19 protein-coding genes are annotated in these 17987 nt (G+C 64.6%); 3 read left to right on the top strand and 16 right to left on the bottom strand.

Annotated elements, in window-relative coordinates; translation table 11 throughout:
* Nucleotides 1-77: 77 nt before the first annotated feature.
* Both ppsR and ACLB1G_RS02470 read left to right on the top strand, forming a co-directional pair.
* The gene (ppsR, locus tag ACLB1G_RS02465) at nt 78-926 is read left to right on the top strand and encodes a posphoenolpyruvate synthetase regulatory kinase/phosphorylase PpsR (protein WP_491625582.1); all 849 of its coding nucleotides are present in this window, start codon (nt 78-80) and stop codon (nt 924-926) included.
* Between the two features lie 19 nt (nt 927-945).
* Nucleotides 946-1242: a hypothetical protein gene (locus tag ACLB1G_RS02470; protein WP_491625583.1), complete on the top strand. Its 297-nt coding sequence runs from the start codon at nt 946-948 to the stop codon at nt 1240-1242.
* Here the strand turns inward: ACLB1G_RS02470 and ACLB1G_RS02475 are convergent.
* The 16 genes from ACLB1G_RS02475 to rpsB all read right to left on the bottom strand — a co-directional run bounded on the left by ACLB1G_RS02475 (nt 1239) and on the right by rpsB (nt 16655).
* Nucleotides 1239-2024, bottom strand: a complete 786-nt coding sequence (locus ACLB1G_RS02475) for a TrmH family RNA methyltransferase (protein WP_491625584.1) — start codon at nt 2022-2024, stop codon at nt 1239-1241. The two genes, ACLB1G_RS02470 and ACLB1G_RS02475, sit on opposite strands and share 4 nt — an antisense overlap.
* Entirely contained in the window at nt 2021-2680 is a 660-nt protein-coding gene (gene rnhB / locus ACLB1G_RS02480; RefSeq protein ID WP_491625585.1) for a ribonuclease HII, read from the bottom strand. The genes ACLB1G_RS02475 and rnhB overlap by 4 nt, the downstream gene beginning before the upstream one ends.
* A gap of 1 nt (nt 2681) precedes the next feature.
* Nucleotides 2682-3842, bottom strand: a complete 1161-nt coding sequence (lpxB, locus tag ACLB1G_RS02485) for a lipid-A-disaccharide synthase (RefSeq protein ID WP_491625586.1) — start codon at nt 3840-3842, stop codon at nt 2682-2684.
* Nucleotides 3826-4617, bottom strand: a complete 792-nt coding sequence (lpxA, locus tag ACLB1G_RS02490; RefSeq protein ID WP_491625587.1) for an acyl-ACP--UDP-N-acetylglucosamine O-acyltransferase — start codon at nt 4615-4617, stop codon at nt 3826-3828. Before lpxA ends, lpxB begins: the two co-directional genes overlap by 17 nt.
* Nucleotides 4618-4620: 3 nt before the next feature.
* Entirely contained in the window at nt 4621-5118 is a 498-nt protein-coding gene (gene fabZ / locus ACLB1G_RS02495; RefSeq protein ID WP_491625588.1) for a 3-hydroxyacyl-ACP dehydratase FabZ, read from the bottom strand.
* Nucleotides 5115-6170 (bottom strand): UDP-3-O-(3-hydroxymyristoyl)glucosamine N-acyltransferase, encoded by a 1056-nt coding sequence (gene lpxD, locus ACLB1G_RS02500; RefSeq protein ID WP_491625589.1) that lies wholly within the window; start codon nt 6168-6170, stop codon nt 5115-5117. Before lpxD ends, fabZ begins: the two co-directional genes overlap by 4 nt.
* Before the next feature lie 41 nt (nt 6171-6211).
* Nucleotides 6212-6745, bottom strand: coding sequence for an OmpH/Skp family outer membrane protein (locus ACLB1G_RS02505; protein ID WP_491625590.1), 534 nt, complete (start codon nt 6743-6745; stop codon nt 6212-6214).
* Between the two features lie 29 nt (nt 6746-6774).
* Nucleotides 6775-9111, bottom strand: coding sequence for an outer membrane protein assembly factor BamA (bamA, locus tag ACLB1G_RS02510; protein WP_491625591.1), 2337 nt, complete (start codon nt 9109-9111; stop codon nt 6775-6777).
* Nucleotides 9112-9156: 45 nt separating this feature from the next.
* Nucleotides 9157-10509, bottom strand: coding sequence for an RIP metalloprotease RseP (gene rseP / locus ACLB1G_RS02515; protein WP_491625592.1), 1353 nt, complete (start codon nt 10507-10509; stop codon nt 9157-9159).
* Complete coding sequence (ispC, locus tag ACLB1G_RS02520; protein WP_491625593.1) at nt 10506-11687, bottom strand: 1-deoxy-D-xylulose-5-phosphate reductoisomerase; 1182 nt, start codon at nt 11685-11687, stop codon at nt 10506-10508. Before ispC ends, rseP begins: the two co-directional genes overlap by 4 nt.
* 13 nt (nt 11688-11700) lie before the next feature.
* Nucleotides 11701-12531: a phosphatidate cytidylyltransferase gene (locus tag ACLB1G_RS02525; RefSeq protein ID WP_491625594.1), complete on the bottom strand. Its 831-nt coding sequence runs from the start codon at nt 12529-12531 to the stop codon at nt 11701-11703.
* Nucleotides 12531-13283, bottom strand: a complete 753-nt coding sequence (gene uppS / locus ACLB1G_RS02530) for a polyprenyl diphosphate synthase (RefSeq protein ID WP_491625595.1) — start codon at nt 13281-13283, stop codon at nt 12531-12533. Before uppS ends, ACLB1G_RS02525 begins: the two co-directional genes overlap by 1 nt.
* A gap of 111 nt (nt 13284-13394) precedes the next feature.
* On the bottom strand, nt 13395-13955 hold the full coding sequence (frr, locus tag ACLB1G_RS02535) for a ribosome recycling factor (RefSeq protein WP_491625596.1): 561 nt from the start codon (nt 13953-13955) through the stop codon (nt 13395-13397).
* Nucleotides 13956-13985: 30 nt separating this feature from the next.
* A complete protein-coding gene (gene pyrH / locus ACLB1G_RS02540) occupies nt 13986-14702 on the bottom strand; it encodes a UMP kinase (RefSeq protein ID WP_491625597.1) in 717 nt (238 codons plus the stop codon).
* Between the two features lie 148 nt (nt 14703-14850).
* Complete coding sequence (gene tsf, locus ACLB1G_RS02545) at nt 14851-15765, bottom strand: translation elongation factor Ts (protein WP_491625598.1); 915 nt, start codon at nt 15763-15765, stop codon at nt 14851-14853.
* Between the two features lie 143 nt (nt 15766-15908).
* On the bottom strand, nt 15909-16655 hold the full coding sequence (rpsB, locus tag ACLB1G_RS02550) for a 30S ribosomal protein S2 (protein WP_491625599.1): 747 nt from the start codon (nt 16653-16655) through the stop codon (nt 15909-15911).
* A 346-nt stretch (nt 16656-17001) separates the two neighbouring features.
* Between rpsB and ACLB1G_RS02555 the strand changes: the two genes are divergently transcribed.
* Nucleotides 17002-17916 carry an MHFG family PEP-CTERM protein gene (locus ACLB1G_RS02555; RefSeq protein ID WP_491625600.1) on the top strand — a complete coding sequence of 305 codons (915 nt, stop codon included), beginning with the start codon at nt 17002-17004 and terminating at the stop codon, nt 17914-17916.
* Nucleotides 17917-17987: the final 71 nt, after the last annotated feature.

The raw sequence follows: 17987 nt of genomic DNA on the forward strand, positions 1-17987 counted from the left end.
ACAATCCTAGCTATTGGCAATCATTTTACAGCCTGCGGCGCAAATTTACGATTCACAATGTTGACAGGCCAATTTACATGACACAAGAACAACGCCCCACCATACCCGCATCGGCCCGCACCGTGTTCTTCGTCTCGGACGGCACCGGCATCACCGCGGAAACCTTCGGCCACTCGGTGCTGACCCAGTTCGAGATGCGCTTCCGCCAGGTGCGGCTGCCCTTCATCGATACGCTGGACAAGGCCTACGATGCGGCGCGCAAGATCAACGAGGCCTTTGCCGCCGACGGCCAGCGCCCCATCATCTTCTCCACACTGGTCAAGACCGAGCTGTCCAACGTGATCCGCCAGTGCAAGGGCATGTACATGGACATGTTCCAGACCTTCGTGGCGCCGCTGGAGCAGGAACTGGGCGTGAAATCCACCCACACCATAGGCCGCTCGCACAACATCGTCGACAGCGAGGAATACCGCAACCGCATTGAGGCCATCAACTTCTCGCTGGCGCACGACGATGGCCAGTCGCACAAGAATTTGGCCGATGCGGACGTGATCCTGGTGGGCGTATCGCGCTCCGGCAAGACCCCGACCAGCTTGTACCTGGCCATGCAGTACGGGATCAAGGCCGCCAACTACCCGCTGATCCCCGACGATTTCGAACGCCGCAAGCTGCCCTCCTCGCTGTATGAATTCAAGGCCAAGATCTTCGGGCTGACCATCACGCCCGAGCGCCTGTCCGAGATCCGCAACGAGCGCCGCGCCGGCAGCAAGTACGCCTCCATCGAGAACTGCCGTTATGAAGTGAACGAAGCGGAAGCCATGATGAAGCGCGAAGGCATACGCTGGCTGTCCTCGACCACCAAGTCGATCGAGGAAATCTCCACCACCATCCTGCAGGAAATCAAGCCCAACCGGCGCGAGTACTGAGCAAGCACCGAGGAACGCCATGAGGATAGTGCTGGCGGCCATGGTGGCCGTGCTGTATCTGTGCCTGCTGTGGGGGCCGGCGCTGTGGCTGGCGCGGCGCCGCTGGCGGCGCGGCGACTACCGCGTATTGGGCCGCCTGCGCGTGCTCCTGCCGGCCCAGCTGGTGGCCACCGTGGTGCTGGCGGTGGCGGCCGACGCCGCCGGCCTGCACAACCCGGCCGGCATCATCGCCGCCCTGAGCGTGGCAGCCAGCCTGCTGGGCGCCGCCTCTTTGTTGATAGGCCGGCTGCCCGGCCATGGCGGAGCTGGCGGCTAGCCCTGGTTTTGCCTGACCTGCTCGAAGAAGCAGACCGCCGCGCAGGCGGCCACGTTGAGCGACTCGACCTGGCCCAGGTGCGGTATCACCACCTGGTGGGTGGCCAGCGACAGCAAATCGTCCGCAACGCCCTGCCCTTCATGGCCGAACAGCCAGCCCACCGGCTGGGTCAGGTCGATATCGTACAGGCGCTGCGTCGCGTAGCCGCTGGTGGCCAGGGTAGCGATCTTCGCACTGCGCACCAGCTGCGCCAGGTCCACGTTCTCGTGGATATCGAGCACGAAGTGGGCGCCCATGGCGGCGCGCAGCACCTTGGGCGACCAGCAGAACGCCGTCCCGGCGCTGCAGTACACCTGCTTGATGCCGGCCGCCGCCGCGCTGCGCAATATCGACCCTACATTGCCCGGGTCCTGTACGCCATCGAGCAGCACCGCCGTCTGCGACAACGGCCCGCTGACGGCCAGCTCCGGGGTCTCGACCAGGAACAGCAGATGCACGCCATGCTCGACCTGGCTCAGGGCGTTGAACAGCGCATCGGGCAGCGCCAGCACATGGCCATGGCGCGCCTCGATCGCGCGCACGATGGCCTCGACCTCGCCATTGCGCAGCGCGCCTTCGCTCACCACGCACTGCAGCGGCAGGCCGCGCAGCTGCAGATAGGCCTCGCACAAATGCACGCCATCGAGCAAGGTGCGGCCGGCCTTGCGGCACGCCTGCGAACTGCCGGCCAGCTTGACCAGCTCCTTGTATTGCGCGTTGTCGCGTGAGGTGATGGACTTCATGCGGCCGCCTTGCCGACCTGCGCGGCCATGGACAAATGCAGTTCCAGCACCTCGCGCACGGGAGCGAAGGAACGCCGGTGCACGGGCGAGGCGCCGTACTCGCGCAGGCGCTCCAGGTGCAGCGCGGTGCCGTAGCCCTTGTGCTGGTCGAAGCAGTATTGCGGATAGGTCTGGTGCAGCGCCACCAGGGCGGCGTCGCGCGCGGTCTTGGCCAGGATGGAGGCGGCCGAGATGGCCTCCACCTTGTCGTCGCCGCCTATCACGGCTTCGCTGCGTATCTTCATGACCGGGCAACGGTTGCCATCGATCAGGGCCAGGGTGGGCGCCACGCTCAGGGCCTCCACCGCGCGCCGCATGGCCAGCATGGAAGCGTGCAGGATGTTGAGCTCATCGATCTCGTCTTCCGAGGCCTGGGCAATGGCCCAGGCCAGGGCCTGCGACTTGATCAGGGGCGCCAGCAGCTCGCGTTTGGCCTCGGTCAGCTTCTTGGAGTCGCGCAAGCCGGCGATAGGGCGCGCCGGGTCGAGGATGACGGCGGCCGCGAACACCGGGCCGGCCAACGGGCCGCGCCCGGCCTCGTCCACGCCGCAGATGATGTCGGTGGCGAGCGGAGGCAGGTCGTCGAACAGGCCGGGACCGGGAGATGTCTTTTTCACGTTATTTCTTCTCTTGTATGACACGCAGCACTGCCGCCGCGCTCTCCTGCGCGCTGTTGCGCAGCAGGCTGTGATGCATGTCTGTGAAGCGCTGCGCCAGCCGCAGGCGGTGCGGGGCGTCGCTCAGCTGTTTCCATAGACCGTCCGCCAGGGCTTGCGCGCTGGCCGCGTGCTGCAGCAGCTCCGGCACCAGGAACTCGCGCGCCAGGATGTTGGGCAGGCCTATCCACGGCTGGTAGCCGAAGTGGCGCAGGATCTGCCATTCCAGTTCCATCATCCGGTAGGCGATCACCATGGGCTTCTTGAACAGCGCCACTTCCAGCGAGGCGGTGCCGGAGGCCACCAGCACCGCGTCGGCGGCGCAAATGGCGGTGTGCGACTGCCCGTCCAGCAATTGTATCTCGACGTCCTGCAGCCCGGCCCGCGCCACCAGATCCAGGAAATACTGGCGCTGCTTCTCGCCCGCCATGGGCGCTACGAAGCGCAGCGAGCGGTCGCGCTGGCGCAGCAGTTTGGCGGCGCCGACAAAGGCAGCGGTGTTGTACTTGAGCTCCGACATGCGGCTGCCCGGCAGGATGGCCACCACATTGGCATCCTCGGGCAGGCCCAGCGCGCGGCGCGCGGCGCCCTCGTCCGGCTCCAGGGGAATGGTCTCGGCCAGCGGATGGCCCACATAGGTGACCGGCACGCCGGCCTGGCGGTAGATCTCCTCCTCGAAGGGGAACACCACCAGCATGTGCGACACCGCCTTGATGATCTTCTTGATGCGCCCGCCGCGCCAGGCCCAGATCTGCGGGCCGATGTAGTGCACGGTGGGGATGCCGGCCGCCTTGAGCTGCATTTCCAGCCCCAGGTTGAAGCCGGGATAGTCGGCGCCGATGAAGGCGGCCGGACGCTCGGCCAGCAGGCGGTCGCGCAGCTGGTCCTGTATGCCTTTCAGCTCGCGGTAGCGCAGCAGCACCGGCAGCAGGCCGCGCACGGTCAGCTGGTCCATGGGCCAGTGCGACTCAAAGCCCTGCTCCATCATCCTGGGTCCGCCTATGCCGTGGAAGCGCGCGTCCGGCAAGTGCGGACGCAGGCCGGAAAGCAAACGAGCCGCCAGCATGTCGCCGGACGGCTCGCCCGCCACCAGCGCCAGTGCGATGTCAGCGGACGATGCCACGGCTGGCCGTATCGAGGAATTCGCGCATGGCGCGCATGTGCTGCGCCACCTCCGCCGGCACGCTGGCCTCCTCGGCAATCAGGGCCGCCTTGGCCTCTTCCAGCGTGTGGCCGGAACGGTAGATGATCTTGTAGGCGCTGCGGATGCCGTTGATCTGCTCGCGCGTGAAACCGCGCCGTTTCAGGCCCTCGATATTGACGCCGTGGGCCTGGGCCGGATTCCCGTTCAACAGCACGAAGGGCGGCACGTCCTGGGTCAGCGAGGTGCTCATGCCGACGAAGGCGTGCGCGCCTATCTTGCAGAACTGGTGCACATTGGCGAAGCCGCTCATGATGACCCAGTCGCCGATCTCCACGTGGCCCGCGATCTGCGCGTTGTTGGAGAAGATGGTGTTGCTGCCCACCGTGCAGTCGTGCGCCAGGTGCACATAGGCCGAGATCCAGTTGTCGTTGCCCAGCGTGGTCACGCCCTTGTCCTGCACCGTGCCGGTGTTGAAGGTGCAGAATTCGCGGATGGTGTTGCGGTCGCCCACCACCAGGCGGGTAGGCTCGCCGCCCCACTTCTTGTCCTGCGGCGCCGCGCCGATGGACGAGAACTGGAAGAACTTGTTGTCCTTGCCGATGGTGGTGTGGCCTTCGATTACCACGTGCGGCCCCACCACGGTGCCGGCGCCTATGCTGACGTGGGGACCGATGACGGAGTACGGACCGATCTCGACGCCGCTATCGAGCTGCGCCCTGGGGTCGACGATGGCGGTGGCGTGGATGGTGGCCATGGCTTATTGTCCCGCTGCCGGCTGCGAGGCGTCGCTGGCATTGCGGATGGTGCACATCAGTTCCGCTTCCACCGCCACCTGGCCGTCGACCGTGCCGACCGCCTTGTATTTCCAGATACCGCGCGCCACGCGCAGGATCTCGACATCCATGCGCAGCTGGTCGCCGGGGCCGACCGGGCGCTTGAAGCGGGCGCCGTCGATGCCGACGAAGTACACCACCGAATTCTCGTCGGGCTTCAGATTCATGGTCTTGAACGACAGCAGGGCCGCGGTCTGGGCCATGGCTTCTATCATCAGCACGCCCGGCATCACCGGCTTGTGCGGGAAGTGGCCGTTGAAGAATTCCTCGTTCACGGTCACGTTCTTGATGGCGGTGATGGTCTTGCCCTCCTCGTACGAGATCACGCGGTCCACCAGCAGCAGCGGATAGCGGTGCGGCAGGTAGGACTTGATCTCGCAGATGTCCATGGTCTTGGAGGTTTCGGGATTGGTAGTGGTCATGATTCTTCGTTTTCTGTCTTGGTCTTGATGATTTTTTCCAGCGCGCGGATTTTATCGCGCATGCCGGACAAATTGCGCACTATCGCGGCCGATTTTTCCCAGTCGGCGTTTTTTGCCAACGGATAGAAGCCGGTGTACTGGCCCGGCTCCAGGATGGAGCGCGATACCATGCTGCCCGAACCCACGTGCACCTTGTCGACGATGGTCAAGTGGCCGAGCACCATGGCGGCGCCGCCAAAGGTGCAGTACTTGCCGATTTTGGCGCTGCCGGCCACGCCCACGCAGCCGGCCATGGCGGTATGGGCGCCGATATGGCAGTTGTGGCCGATCTGGATCTGGTTGTCCAGCTTGACCCCGTCCTCGATGATGGTGTCGGCCAGTGCTCCGCGGTCCACCGTGGTGCCGGCGCCGATGTCGACGTCGTCGCCGATGAGCACGCGCCCGGTCTGCGGGATCTTGATGTAGACCCCGCGCTCGTTGGCGAAGCCGAAGCCGTCGGTCCCGATCACGGCGCCCGAATGCAAAATGCCGCGCGCGCCGATCTGGCAATACGCGTGGAAGGTCACATTGGCGAACAGCCGGGTATCCTCGCCGATCACGGCCTCGCGCCCGATGTAGCAGCCGGCGCCGATCACGGCGCGCGCGGCGATCACGGCCCCGTCCTCGATGGTCACGTGGGGACCGACGTGGGCAGTGGGGTCCACCTGGGCCGTGCCGGCCACCACCGCGCTGGGGTGGATGCCGGGCGCCGGCGCGATCTCCGTCAGCGACACGAAATACTGCGCGGCGCGGGCGAAGTACACATAGGGGTTGGGAGTGACGATCAGCGCGCCGTGGTAGCCGGCTGCGATGAATTCCTGGTCGGCCGGCGCCACGATCAGGGCGGCGGCCTGCGATTGCAGCGCCTGGGCGCGCAGTTTGCTATTGCTGAGAAAGCTGATGTGCGTAACGCCGGCGTCCGTCAGGGGCGCGATCCCGGTCACTTCCAGGTTCGCGTCACCCTCCAGCTGTCCACCGAAGCGTTCGACCAGTTCTCCGAGTCGAGTGCCCATCGGCGTGTTCCAATCTCTATCGGTGGTTGTACTTGATGCGTTTATTTTTCTTTGTCTAGCGCCGCCAGCACCTTGTCGGTGATGTCGATGCGCGGGCTGGCCCAGACCGCGTCCTGCAGCACCACGTCGAAGCCGTCGGTGGTGGCCAGCTGCTTGATGATGCGGGTGGCCTTCTCCGAGATCAGGGCCCGCTCCTCGTTGGTGCGCTGGCTCAGGTCTTCGCGGAACTCGCGCTGCATGCGCTGGAATTCATTGTCCAGGCCCAGCACCTCGCGCTGGCGGCGGGTGCGTTCCGGCTCGGCCAGGGCAGGCAGGTCCTTGTCCAGCTTTTCGGCGGCCGCTTTCAGGCGCCCTTCCGTATCGCGCAGGGCGCGCTCGCGGGTCTTGAATTCCTCGGCCAGCTTTTCGCTGGCTTTCTTGGCCAGCTTGGACTCGTTGTAGATCCGCTCCGGGCTGAGCCAGGCAATGCGCGAGGGCGGCAGCGCGGTCTGGGCCTGCAGCGGCGCCATCACACTCCAGCCCAGCGCCAGCGCGGCGGCAAACTTACTGAGGGTTGCGGATGCGGTGTTCAACATATTTCTCCAAAGCAATTAAACCACGGCCATCAGAAGCCGGTACCCATCTGGAACTGGAAGCGCTCCAGGCGGTCGCCGGTCTTGGCGTTCAACGGCTTAGCATAACTCAGTTTGAGCGGGCCGACCGGCGAGATCCAGCTGATGCCCAGGCCGGCGGAATAGCGCAGCTGGGACAGGTACATCTTCTCGCCTTCCTGGTACACCTGGCCGCCGTCCACGAAGCCGAACCAGCGCAGGCTGCGGTCCTGGCCGGAGCCGGGGAACGGCATCTGCAGTTCGGCATTGCCGATCAGGCGCGAGGCGCCGCCCAGCGCGTCGCCGTACAGCGGATCGACCGCGCCCAGCGAGCTGCTGTAGTAGCCGCGCACCGAGCCGATGCCGCCGCCATAGAAGTTCTTGAACACCGGGTAGGCCTGGTGGTCCAAACCGTGGCCGTAGTCGACCTCGCCGCGCAGCGCCAGGGTGATCTTTTGCGTGATCGGCTTGTACCACTGGTGCTCGTACACGGCGCGGTAGTATTTCTGGTGGCCGATCACGTCGATCTCGAAATTGGCGCGCTGGTAGCGGCCTATGGTCGGGGTCAGCGGATTGTCGCGGCTGTCGCGGGCCCAGGCCGCCGTGAACGGCACCGAGTTGGTGGCGGCGGTGCCGATGCCGTCCGCGATGCCGGTAACGTCGGTCACGTACTGCTTGAAGCGGGTCGGCGAGGTGTAGTCCGTTTCAATCTGCGAGCGTTCCAGGCCGATGCCGAAGAACACGGTGTCGTTTTCCGAGAACGGCACGCCGTAGCTGACCCGGCCGCCCTTCTGGCGGATGGTGTAGGAGCCGACGTTGACGGCCGGCGGTTCCTGGGTGCGCAGGTAGACCTCGAACGAGCGCGACACGCCTTCATCCGTGTAGTACGGATTGGTTTGCGAGAACGAGATGGTGCGCGTGTACTTGGAGGTGTTCAGCTCCATGCCCACGGTGGTGCCGGAACCGGCGAAGTTGGCCTGCTGGATGGCGGCCTGGAAGGTGAACTTCTCCGACTGCGAGAAGGCGCCGCCGATGGTGAAGTTGCCGGTCGGGCGTTCGGTCACGGTCAGGTTGACGTCCACCTGGTCGGAGGTGCCCTGCGCTTCCGGAGTGTCCACCGTGACGTCCTTGAAGTAGCCCAGGCGGTCGACGCGGTCGCGCGACAGCTTGATCTTGTTGGCGTCGTACCAGGACGATTCGAACTGGCGGAATTCGCGCCGTATCACCTCGTCGCGGGTGGTGGTGTTGCCGGCGATGTTCATGTGGCGCACGTAGGCGCGCTTGCCCGGATCGATGAAGAAGGTGAACGACACTTCGCGCTTGTCGCGGTCGATGTCCGGGTTGGCGTTGACGTTGGCGAAGGCGTAGCCGAAGGTGCCCAGTCGGTCCGAAATCAGCTTGTTGGTCGAGGTCAGGCGCTCGCCCGAATACACCTCGCCGCGTTTGAGCAGCACCAGCTGGCGCAGCTCGTCCTCGCGGCCGAAGGTTTCGCCCTCGAACTTGATGTCGGCGACCTTGTATTTTTCACCTTCGCTGAGGTTGATGGTGATGTAGATGTCCTTCTTGTCCGGGGTGATCGAGACCTGGGTCGATTCGACCTGCATCTCGATATAGCCGCGGTTCAGGTAGAAGGACTTGAGCGACTCGATGTCGCCGGTCAGCTTGGTCTTGGAATACTGGTTGGACTTGGTGTACCAGTCGAACCAGCCGCCCGTGTTCAGGGCCAGTTGTTCCTTCAGTTCCTTGTCCGAGAATACCTTGTTGCCGACGATGTTGATCTGCTTGATCTTGGCCACCTCGCCCTCGTCCACCGCGAACACGATGTTGACGCGGTTGCGCTCGATGGGGGTGACCGTGGTGGTGATCTTGACGCCATACAGGCCGTGCGACAGGTACTGGCGCTTCAGCTCCTGCTCGGCGCGGTCGACCGAGGCCTTGTCGAAAATCTTGGCCTCGCCCACGTTGATGTCCTTCAGGGCCTTGACCAGGGTGTCCTTCTCGAATTCCTTGGTGCCGGTGAATTCCACCTTGGCGATGGCGGGACGCTCCTCGACCAGCACCACCAGCACATTGCCGTCGGCTTCCAGGCGCACGTCCTTGAAGAAGCCGGTGGCGTACAGGGCCTTGATGGCCGCGATGGATTTGTCGTCGTTGAAGGTTTCTCCGACCCGTACCGGCAGATAGCTGAACACCGTGCCGGCTTCCGTCCGCTGGATCCCTTCGACGCGGATATCTTTGATGGTGAAGGGTTCTATGGCCATGGCGCTGCCGGCACAGACCGTGAGGACGGCGGCGGCGATCAGGCGGCGGCGAAACGAAAGCGAAGTAATACGGTCAGAATATAATTTCATTGGCTAATCAATGGATAAACTACACACACGCGACGATGCCCATCACTACAGCAGCCGTGCGACATCGTTAAATACGGCCAGCATCATTAACGCCACCAGCATACCCACGCCCAGGCGCTGCATTATGTCGCTCACGCGCTCAGGTAGTGGACGTCCTGTCAAAACTTCCAGCGAATAATACAGCAAATGCCCCCCGTCTAGAACCGGAATGGGGAGTAAATTCATGAAACCCAAACCCACGCTGACAAAGGCGATAAACCCGATAAATTCGACCGGACCCATGCGTGCGGTCTTGCCCGCATAGTCGGCGATGGTGAGCGGACCGGTCAGGTTTTTCACCGACGCTTCGCCGACGATCATCTTGCGTATCATCCTGGCCTGCATCACGCAGGTGTCCCACACCTTGCCGGGCGCCTTGGCCAGGGCCTCCAGCGGCGACCATGCCACTTCGATCATATCCGGGCTGCGCGCGAACAGAACGCCGATCTTACCTACTGTTACAGTTCCTTTGCCATCTGCAGACGGGGCCGTGTCGGCGGCCGGCGCCAGCGACAATTGCAGGGTGTCGCGGCCGCGCTGCACGTCCATGGACAGGGTGCGGCCCGGCGCGGCGCGCACGGCGGAAATCACGTCCACGGTGTCGCCGGCCGGCCGGCCATCGATCGCCAGCACCTTGTCGCCGGCCTGCAGGCCGGCGCGCTGGCCGGCGCCGCCCGCCACCACTTCCTGCACCACGGGCGGTACGCTGGCCGACAGGCCCAGGTTGGCAAACACGTCGCCATCCACCTTGAGCAAGGCGGCGGGCAAGTCCACGCGCTGGCGGCCGGCGCCGGCGCGCTCCAGTTCCAGGCTGGCCGGCTGGCTGGCCACGGCCGCTTGCATCAGCTGCCAGTGCGCCTCGGACAGCGAGGCCACCGGCTGGCCGTTGACGGCGGTGATCAGGTCGCCCCGTCGCAGGCCGGCGCGCCAGGCCGCGCTCTCTTCCGAGGCCACGCTGATGCGGCTGACCGGTTCCGGCACGCCGTGCATGTAGAGCCCGGCAAAGATGGCGATGGCCAGCAGGAAGTTGGCGGCCGGACCGGCGGCCACGATGGCGATGCGTTTCCACACGCTCTGGCGCGTGAACTCGCGCTTGAGGTCGGCTTCGGACAGCGCGCCCAGGTCCTGCTCGCGGGCGTCCAGCATCTTGACGTAGCCGCCCAGCGGCAGCGCCGACACGGCCCATTCGGTCTGGTCGGGGCCGACCCGGCGCGACCACACCACCTTGCCCATGCCGACCGAAAAGCGCAGCACTTTCACGCCGCACAGCCGCGCCACCCAGTAGTGGCCCAGCTCGTGGATGACGATCAGCGTCCCCAGGGCCACGAAAAAGGCCAGCACGGTGGAGAGGAAGATCATCTTGCCAGCCCGGCGATGTGCTCTTGCGCGGCGCGGCGGGCGGCGCCGTCCTGCTCCATCACGGCTTCTATGCTGGCGGCGGCGCCGTGCGGCAGCGTGTCCACCACGTGGGCAATCACGCGGTCTATCTGGCGGAAGCCGATGCGGCGCGCCAGGAAGGCGTCCACCGCCACCTCGTTGGCTGCATTGAGCAATGCTGGTGCGGTCCCGCCCGCTTTTAGTGCATCAAAGGCCAGGGCCAGGCAGGGGAAGCGCACCATGTCAGGGCGCTCGAATTGCAGGGTGGCCACCTGGGTCAGGTCCAGCTGGGCCACGCCGGAAGCGATGCGCTCGGGATAGGCCAGGGCATGGGCGATGGGGGTGCGCATGTCGGGGTTGCCGAGCTGGGCCAGCACCGAGCCATCCACATAGGACACCATGGAGTGGATCACGCTTTGCGGGTGTATCACCACCTCGATCTGCTCGGCCGGGGCGCCGAACAGCCAGTGCGCCTCGATCACTTCCAGGCCCTTGTTCATCATGGTGGCGGAATCGACCGAGATCTTGCGGCCCATGGACCAGTTCGGATGCTTGCAGGCCTGCTCCGGCGTGACCTCGTCCAGGGTCTCGACGGCGCGCTTGAGGAAGGGGCCGCCGGAGGCGGTCAGCAGCACCTTGGCCACGCCGGCCTGCGCCGGGGCGCGGCCGTAGGCGTGCGGCAGGCACTGGAAAATGGCGTTGTGTTCACTGTCTATGGGCAACAGCACGGCGCCGGATTCATGCACGGCGTCCATGAACAGCTGGCCGGACATGACCAGCGCTTCCTTGTTGGCCAGCAGGACTTTCTTGCCGGCGCGGGCGGCGGCCAGGGTGGGCGCCAGCCCGGCCGCGCCGACGATGGCCGCCATCACGGCGTCCACTTCGGGGGCGCTGGCAATCGCGCACAGCGCTTGCTCACCGTAGTCCACCTCGGTGTCCAGGCCCTGGGCCCGCAGCAGGGTGGCCAGGCGGTCGGCGGCGGCGGCGCTGCCGACCACGGCGCGGCGCGGCCTGAACTGCGCGCACTGGGCCGCCAGCTCCTCCACCTTGCTGTGCGCCGACAGGGCGTACACGGAATAGCGTTCAGGGTGGCGCGCCAGCACGTCCAGCGTCGAGACGCCGATGGAGCCGGTGGCGCCCAGGATGGTAATGCGTTGCATGGTGTATCGTCTTTCAGAGCCAGGCGCTGACCAGCGCGGCCACGGGCAGCACGGGAATCAGGGCGTCAATACGGTCGAGCACGCCGCCGTGGCCGGGCAGCAGCTGGCTGCTGTCCTTCATGCCGGCGCGGCGCTTGAGCTGGGATTCGAACAGGTCGCCCACCACGCTGGCGGCCACCACGGCCACCAGCACCAGCAGGGCCAGCCCCCAGCCCAGCGAGGCTTGCAGGCGCACGGCAAAGGTATCCTGCAGCCAGGGCGCGGCGCCGGCCGCCAGGATGGCGACAGCGCTCAATCCCAGCACCGCCAGGCAGCCGCCGAAGGCGCCCTCCCACGACTTGCCGGGCGAAATGGACGGCGCCAGCTTGCGCTTGCCGAAGGCCTTGCCGGAAAAATAGGCGCCGATGTCGGCCACCCACACGATGGCCATCACGGACAGCAAATACAGCGGCGAATGCTGGAACAGGCCGGCAATGGCGTAGAAGCAGCCGAACACGGCAAACGCGAAGGCGATGCCCAGCGACCAGTTGCCGCCCCCCTTGAGCGGCGGCAGGCCCATGCCCAGCGAGGGCAGGAAGCGGATCAGCCACAGCAGTGCGCACACGGCGTACAGCGAAGTCACGGCGCCAGGGCGGGCGTGGTACAAGCCGTAGACATACAGGGCTGCGCACACGGCCGCGAAGAGCGGCGCGCCTTTGAGGCCTAACAGGCGGGCGCCCTCCCACATGGCGGCGCCCAGGAACACGGTGGCCACCACCACGAAGGCCGGGAAGGAATTGAGGAACAGCACCGGCAGCAGCACCGCCAGCAGGACGACAGCGGTAATGATACGTGTTTTGAGCATCAGCTAGTTTTCTCGGCCAGTTGGTCGCCGGTGCGGCCGAAACGGCGTTCCCGGTTCTGGTAGGACGCGATGGCCGCGTCCAGGGTCTCGGTGGAAAAATCGGGCCAGTAGGTGTCGGTGAAATACAGCTCCGTATAGGCCAGTTGCCACAGCAGGAAGTTGGAGATGCGCTGCTCGCCGCCGGTGCGGATGAACAGGTCGGGCTCGGGCGCATAGGCCATGGCCAGGTGCGGCGCCAGCTGTTCCTCGCTGAAATCCGTCGCGCCGGGGTGGGCCGCCACCATCTTCGCTATGGCCTGCATGATATCCCAGCGGCCGCCATAGTTGGCGCACACGGTGACGGTCATGCGGGTATTGTTGGCGGTCTTGCGCTCGGCGGCGGCGATCATGCCCTGCAGCTTGGCGTCAAAGCGGCTGAGGTCGCCTACCACCTTGAGGCGGATATTGTTGGCGTGCAGCTTGGACACCTCGCGGTCCAGCGCCGTTACGAACAAGCGCATCAGCAGCGACACTTCCTCTTCCGGACGGCGCCAGTTTTCCGAGCTGAAGGCAAACACGGTCAGGTACTCGACGCCGCGCCGCGCGCAGCCCTCGACCACGGTGCGCACCGCTTCCACGCCTTTCACATGGCCGGCCACGCGCGGCAGGAAGCGCTTGGTCGCCCAGCGGCCATTGCCATCCATGATGATGGCGATGTGGCGCGGCACATTGCTGGTCTCCGGTACCGCCGTGGTGGAACTCGTATATTTCATGAAAACTTCAGTGCCAAAGTAGAAAGTATTGCAGGTGCGGAGCAAAAAAACAAGAAAACCGGGGACCGGGCACGTCGCCATGCCCGGTCCCCGGCTTTGCTGGCCTGCGGATTATACCGTCAGGACTTCTTTTTCCTTCTCCACCACCATCTTGTCGATGTCGGCGATGAATTTATCGGTCAGCTTCTGGACTTCGTCCTGGGCGCGGCGCTCCTCGTCTTCCGAGCAGGCTTTTTCCTTGACCAGCTTTTTCAAGCCTTCGTTGGCGTCGCGGCGGATGTTGCGCACGGCAATTTTCGCATCCTCGGCTTCGCTCTTGACCAGCTTGACCATTTCCTTGCGGCGTTCCTCGGTCAGCGGCGGGGTGGGCACGCGTATCAGGTCGCCCTGGGCGGCCGGGTTCAGGCCCAGGTCCGCTTCGCGGATGGCTTTCTCGATGGTGGCGCCCATTTTCTTTTCGAACGGCTGCACGCCGATAGTGCGGGCGTCGATCAGGGTCAGGTTGGCGACCTGGTTGATGGGGGTCGGGTTGCCGTAGTAATCGACCATCACGTGGTCCAGGATGCCGGTGTGGGCGCGGCCGGTGCGGACCTTGGCCAGGTCGCCGCGCAGGGTTTCCAGCGACTTGACCATGCGTTCCTGGGCGTTCTTTTTAATGTCGGCGATGGACATTGCTGCTCTCCTGTAACTTGTCTAGATAATTCAAACGTGTACCAGTGTACCCTCTTCCTCGCCCAGGATCACGCGCTTGAGCGCGCCCGGCTTGGTAATGGAGAACACCTTGATCGGCAGCTTCTGGTCGCGGCACAGCGCAAAGGCGGTGGCGTCCATCACCTGCAAGTGCTTGGCGATGGCTTCATCGAAGCTGATCGACTGGTACAGGGTGGCGTTGGGGTCTTTCTTGGGGTCGGCGGTGTACACGCCATCCACCTTGGTGGCCTTGAGCACGATCTCGGCGCTCACTTCCGAGCCGCGCAGGGCGGCGGCGGTGTCGGTGGTGAAGAAGGGGTTGCCGGTGCCGGCGGCAAACACCACCACCTTGCCCTCCTCCAGGTATTGCAGCGCCTTGGGGCGCACATAGGGTTCGACCACCTGCTCGATGCCGATGGCGGACATGACGCGCGCCGTGATGCCGACGTGGCGCATGGCGTCGGCCAGGGCCAGCGCGTTCATGACGGTGGCCAGCATGCCCATGTAGTCGGCGGTGGCGCGGTCCATGCCCTGGGCGCCGGGGGCGACGCCACGGAAAATGTTACCGCCGCCTATGACGATCGCCAGTTCCACGCCCAGATTCGCGACCTCGGCCACGTCGGCCACCATGCGTTCGATGGTGCCGCGGTTGATGCCGTACGCATCATCGCCCATCAGGGCTTCGCCGGACAATTTGAGGAGTACGCGCTTGTAGGCTGGTTTTGACATGAGCTAGTCCTAAGTTGGTTAATTCGGTGAGGCTGCCGGTGACACGTCATGATACCTGTTTGTGACAATCTTGACACTTCGATATCGCGCGCACCACCGTTTATTGTGGGCAGGGCTTAAAAAAACGGGCCTCGCGGCCCGTTCTTGATTACGCTCCTTTGGAAGCGGCCACTTGCGCGGCCACTTCGGCGGCGAAGTCGTCCACTTTCTTCTCGATGCCCTCGCCGACCACGTACAGGGTGAAGCCCTTGACGGTGGTGGCTTTTTCCTTCAGCAGCTGTTCGATGGTCTGCTTGTCGTTCTTGACGAAGGCCTGGTTCAGCAGGGACACTTCTTTCAGGAACTTCTGCACCGAACCTTCCAGGCGCTTGGCGACGATTTCCGGCGACTGGGCCGGCTTGCCTTCGGCGGCGGCCTTGGCGGCGTCTTCGTCGGCTTTCAGCTTGGCGACCGAGCGCTCTTTCTCGATCAGTTCAGCCGGCACCTGGTCGGACGACAGCGACACCGGTTTCATGGCGGCGATGTGCATGGCGATGTCCTTGCCCACTTGCTCGTCGGCGCCGTCAAAGTCGACGATCACGCCGATGCGGGTGCCGTGCAGGTAGGTGGCCAGCTTGCCGGTGGTTTCGAAACGCTGGAAGCGGCGGATGGTCATGTTCTCGCCGATCTTGCCGATCAGGGCGGTACGCACTTCATCCAGGGTCTTGCCGTCGCCGGCCGGCAGGGCCAGCAGGGCTTCGACGTTGGCCGGGTTGTGTTCAGCAACCAGCTTGGCGGCGGAAGCGGCCAGGGCCAGGAACTCTTCGTTCTTGGCCACGAAGTCGGTTTCCGAGTTCACTTCGACCAGGGCGCCGACGCCGCTGGCCGAGTAGGCGGCGACCACGCCTTCGGCGGTCACGCGGGCCGAGGCCTTGGAAGCCTTGCCGCCCAGCTTGACGCGCAGAATTTCTTCAGCACGGGCCAGATCGCCTTCGGCTTCGGTCAGGGCTTTTTTGCACTCCATCATGGGGGCGTCGGTCTTGGCGCGCAGTTCGCCAACCAGAGCTGCAGTAATAGCTGCCATGTGTTTCTCCTGTATTCGGTGGATGGTCCGGGCCGGCTCACGGCAGGCGGAGCCCGCAGCCCGTCCCGATTTTCATTTAAAAAAAAGGGGAGCATACGCCACCCCTTTTCGAGTACTGCTGAAGTACTGCTGACTACGGACGATTAAGCCTGTTCGACTTCGACGAATTCGTCGTTGGCGGTCTTGATGGCTTCGACCACGTCGGCGCCGGCGGCGGCACGGCCTTCCAGGATGGCGTCAGCCACGCCGCGGGCGTACAGGGTGATGGCTTTGGACGAGTCGTCGTTGCCAGGAATCACGTAGCTCACGCCTTCGGGCGAGTGGTTGGTATCAACCACGCCGATCACGGGGATGCCCAGCTTGGCGGCTTCGGTGATGGCGCCCTTGTGGTAGCCGACGTCGACCACGAAGATCGCGTCCGGTACGCCGCCCATGTCCTTGATGCCGCCGATGGATTTCTGCAGCTTGGCCAGCTCGCGCTGGAACATCAGGGCTTCTTTTTTCGACAGCTTTTCGCTGGAACCTTCAGCCAGGGCGGCTTCCATGTCCTTCAGGCGCTTGATCGAGGTCTTGATGGTCTTGAAGTTGGTCAGCATGCCGCCCAGCCAGCGCTGGTCGACGTAAGGCACGCCGGCGCGCTGGGCTTCAGCGGCGATGATATCGCGAGCCTGGCGCTTGGTGCCCACCATCAGGATGGTGCCGCGGTTGGCGGCGACCTGCTTGATGTGCTTCATGGCGTCCTGGTACATGCCCAGGGTTTTTTCCAGGTTGATGATGTGGATCTTGTTGCGGTGGCCGAAGATGAAGGGAGCCATCTTGGGGTTCCAGAAACGGGTTTGGTGGCCGAAGTGGACACCGGCTTCCAGCATTTCGCGCATCGTTACAGACATGATTACTCCAGGGTTGGGTCTGGAATCCGATCAGTCACCATATAGGCACCCTTGTCGACCGGATTCGCGTGTGTTGAATGAATTAAAAAACGCTTGTTTTACAACATTGCTCAAAACCGAATTCAAGCAACCCGAGATTATAGTCCACAAGCATGTGCCCGGGCAAGTGCCGCGACGCGCGCTTAAGCGGGGGACTGTTGCTGTCGCCATTACGCCATGCGCGATTATGTTACATTCAGTTGCATAAATAGAATGAAATTTCCCGAAAACACTTGGTTTTGTCCTATCATGGCAGCATGCTTGCGCGCAATGGCGCGCGGCCGCATTATCTGGAAAGCATAACATCATGTCCATCGCCCTTGCCGTGGCGCTTGCCGCCGTTTCCACCGTGGAGTCCAGCTGCTCCTGGGACAATCCTGGCGCCAACCGCTATCGGGGCACGGCCCAAGCCGCCATCGACCGCTATGCCGACATCCCCGAGCGGGTGCGCGCCACGCTGAAGCGGCGCATGGAAGAAAACCAGCCGGATGACCGGGTCGCCATCACGCGCGACGCCATCGCCGGACGCAACCGCTATGCGCCGGAAATCCGCGACATGCACTTCGGCGCCGCCTCGGTATGCCACACCGTGACCCGCAGCCAGTGGAGCGCCAGCCGCAGCGAACCGGCCGCAGTGTACTGCGTGGGCGAGCACTGCATCCTGGTGCCCAGGATATGTGGCAACGTCAGCCGCATTACCCGTATCGAACAGGAACCAAAAAAGGCGGCCTATTACAGCGCGCCGCCTTTCCCGGTCACCGCCGGGGGCGGAGGTGGCGGCGGCGCCCCGCTTAGCCGGAATCCGGCCGCACTGCTGCCGGACAGCACGTTGGCGCATCAGGGCGCCTTGCGTCCAGCAGGCGAAGCGGCGTCAGGCGAACCGTCGCCAGCCGCGCCGCAGGCCGGTCCCGGCCTGGGTGGCGAGGAGGCCGGGGCGCAAAATATTGCACCGCTGACAGTCAGCGGCGACGACGACGGGTCGCGCAATCGTCTTCCCGGACGCGGCGCCGATGGCTGGAACAATCCGGATTCCACTCAGGGCTGGCAAAATCCCGGCCGCAACGGCGGAGGCAATTCCAGTAATTCCGGCAGCGGGAGCAATCCTCCGGCCCCGCCGCCGCCGGTGCCGGAACCAGGCGCCTGGGCCATGCTGGTGGCCGGCGTGGGCGTGCTGGGACTGGCGGCGCGGCGCCGCGCCCGGCGCCGCACGCAACAGCAGTGACCGGCCGGCCGCACGCCCGGCCGCCGCTGTCGTTTATAATCACCATCGTTCCGCACATGCGCAGGCCCGCC

The sequence above is a fragment of the Duganella kummerowiae genome (assembly GCF_053572355.1).

Bases quoted from the DNA above. Each gene is read 5' to 3' on its own strand.
- ppsR (WP_491625582.1), top strand. From the start codon at position 78: ATGACACAAGAACAACGCCCCACCATACCCGCATCGGCCCGCACCGTG.
- ACLB1G_RS02470 (WP_491625583.1), top strand. From the start codon at position 946: ATGAGGATAGTGCTGGCGGCCATGGTGGCCGTGCTGTATCTGTGCCTG.
- ACLB1G_RS02475 (WP_491625584.1), bottom strand. From the start codon at position 2,024: ATGAAGTCCATCACCTCACGCGACAACGCGCAATACAAGGAGCTGGTC.
- lpxA (WP_491625587.1), bottom strand. From the start codon at position 4,617: ATGGCCACCATCCACGCCACCGCCATCGTCGACCCCAGGGCGCAGCTC.
- fabZ (WP_491625588.1), bottom strand. From the start codon at position 5,118: ATGACCACTACCAATCCCGAAACCTCCAAGACCATGGACATCTGCGAG.
- lpxD (WP_491625589.1), bottom strand. From the start codon at position 6,170: ATGGGCACTCGACTCGGAGAACTGGTCGAACGCTTCGGTGGACAGCTG.
- ACLB1G_RS02505 (WP_491625590.1), bottom strand. From the start codon at position 6,745: ATGTTGAACACCGCATCCGCAACCCTCAGTAAGTTTGCCGCCGCGCTG.
- bamA (WP_491625591.1), bottom strand. From the start codon at position 9,111: ATGAAATTATATTCTGACCGTATTACTTCGCTTTCGTTTCGCCGCCGC.
- rseP (WP_491625592.1), bottom strand. From the start codon at position 10,509: ATGATCTTCCTCTCCACCGTGCTGGCCTTTTTCGTGGCCCTGGGGACG.
- ispC (WP_491625593.1), bottom strand. From the start codon at position 11,687: ATGCAACGCATTACCATCCTGGGCGCCACCGGCTCCATCGGCGTCTCG.
- ACLB1G_RS02525 (WP_491625594.1), bottom strand. From the start codon at position 12,531: ATGCTCAAAACACGTATCATTACCGCTGTCGTCCTGCTGGCGGTGCTG.
- uppS (WP_491625595.1), bottom strand. From the start codon at position 13,283: ATGAAATATACGAGTTCCACCACGGCGGTACCGGAGACCAGCAATGTG.
- frr (WP_491625596.1), bottom strand. From the start codon at position 13,955: ATGTCCATCGCCGACATTAAAAAGAACGCCCAGGAACGCATGGTCAAG.
- pyrH (WP_491625597.1), bottom strand. From the start codon at position 14,702: ATGTCAAAACCAGCCTACAAGCGCGTACTCCTCAAATTGTCCGGCGAA.
- tsf (WP_491625598.1), bottom strand. From the start codon at position 15,765: ATGGCAGCTATTACTGCAGCTCTGGTTGGCGAACTGCGCGCCAAGACC.
- rpsB (WP_491625599.1), bottom strand. From the start codon at position 16,655: ATGTCTGTAACGATGCGCGAAATGCTGGAAGCCGGTGTCCACTTCGGC.
- ACLB1G_RS02555 (WP_491625600.1), top strand. From the start codon at position 17,002: ATGTCCATCGCCCTTGCCGTGGCGCTTGCCGCCGTTTCCACCGTGGAG.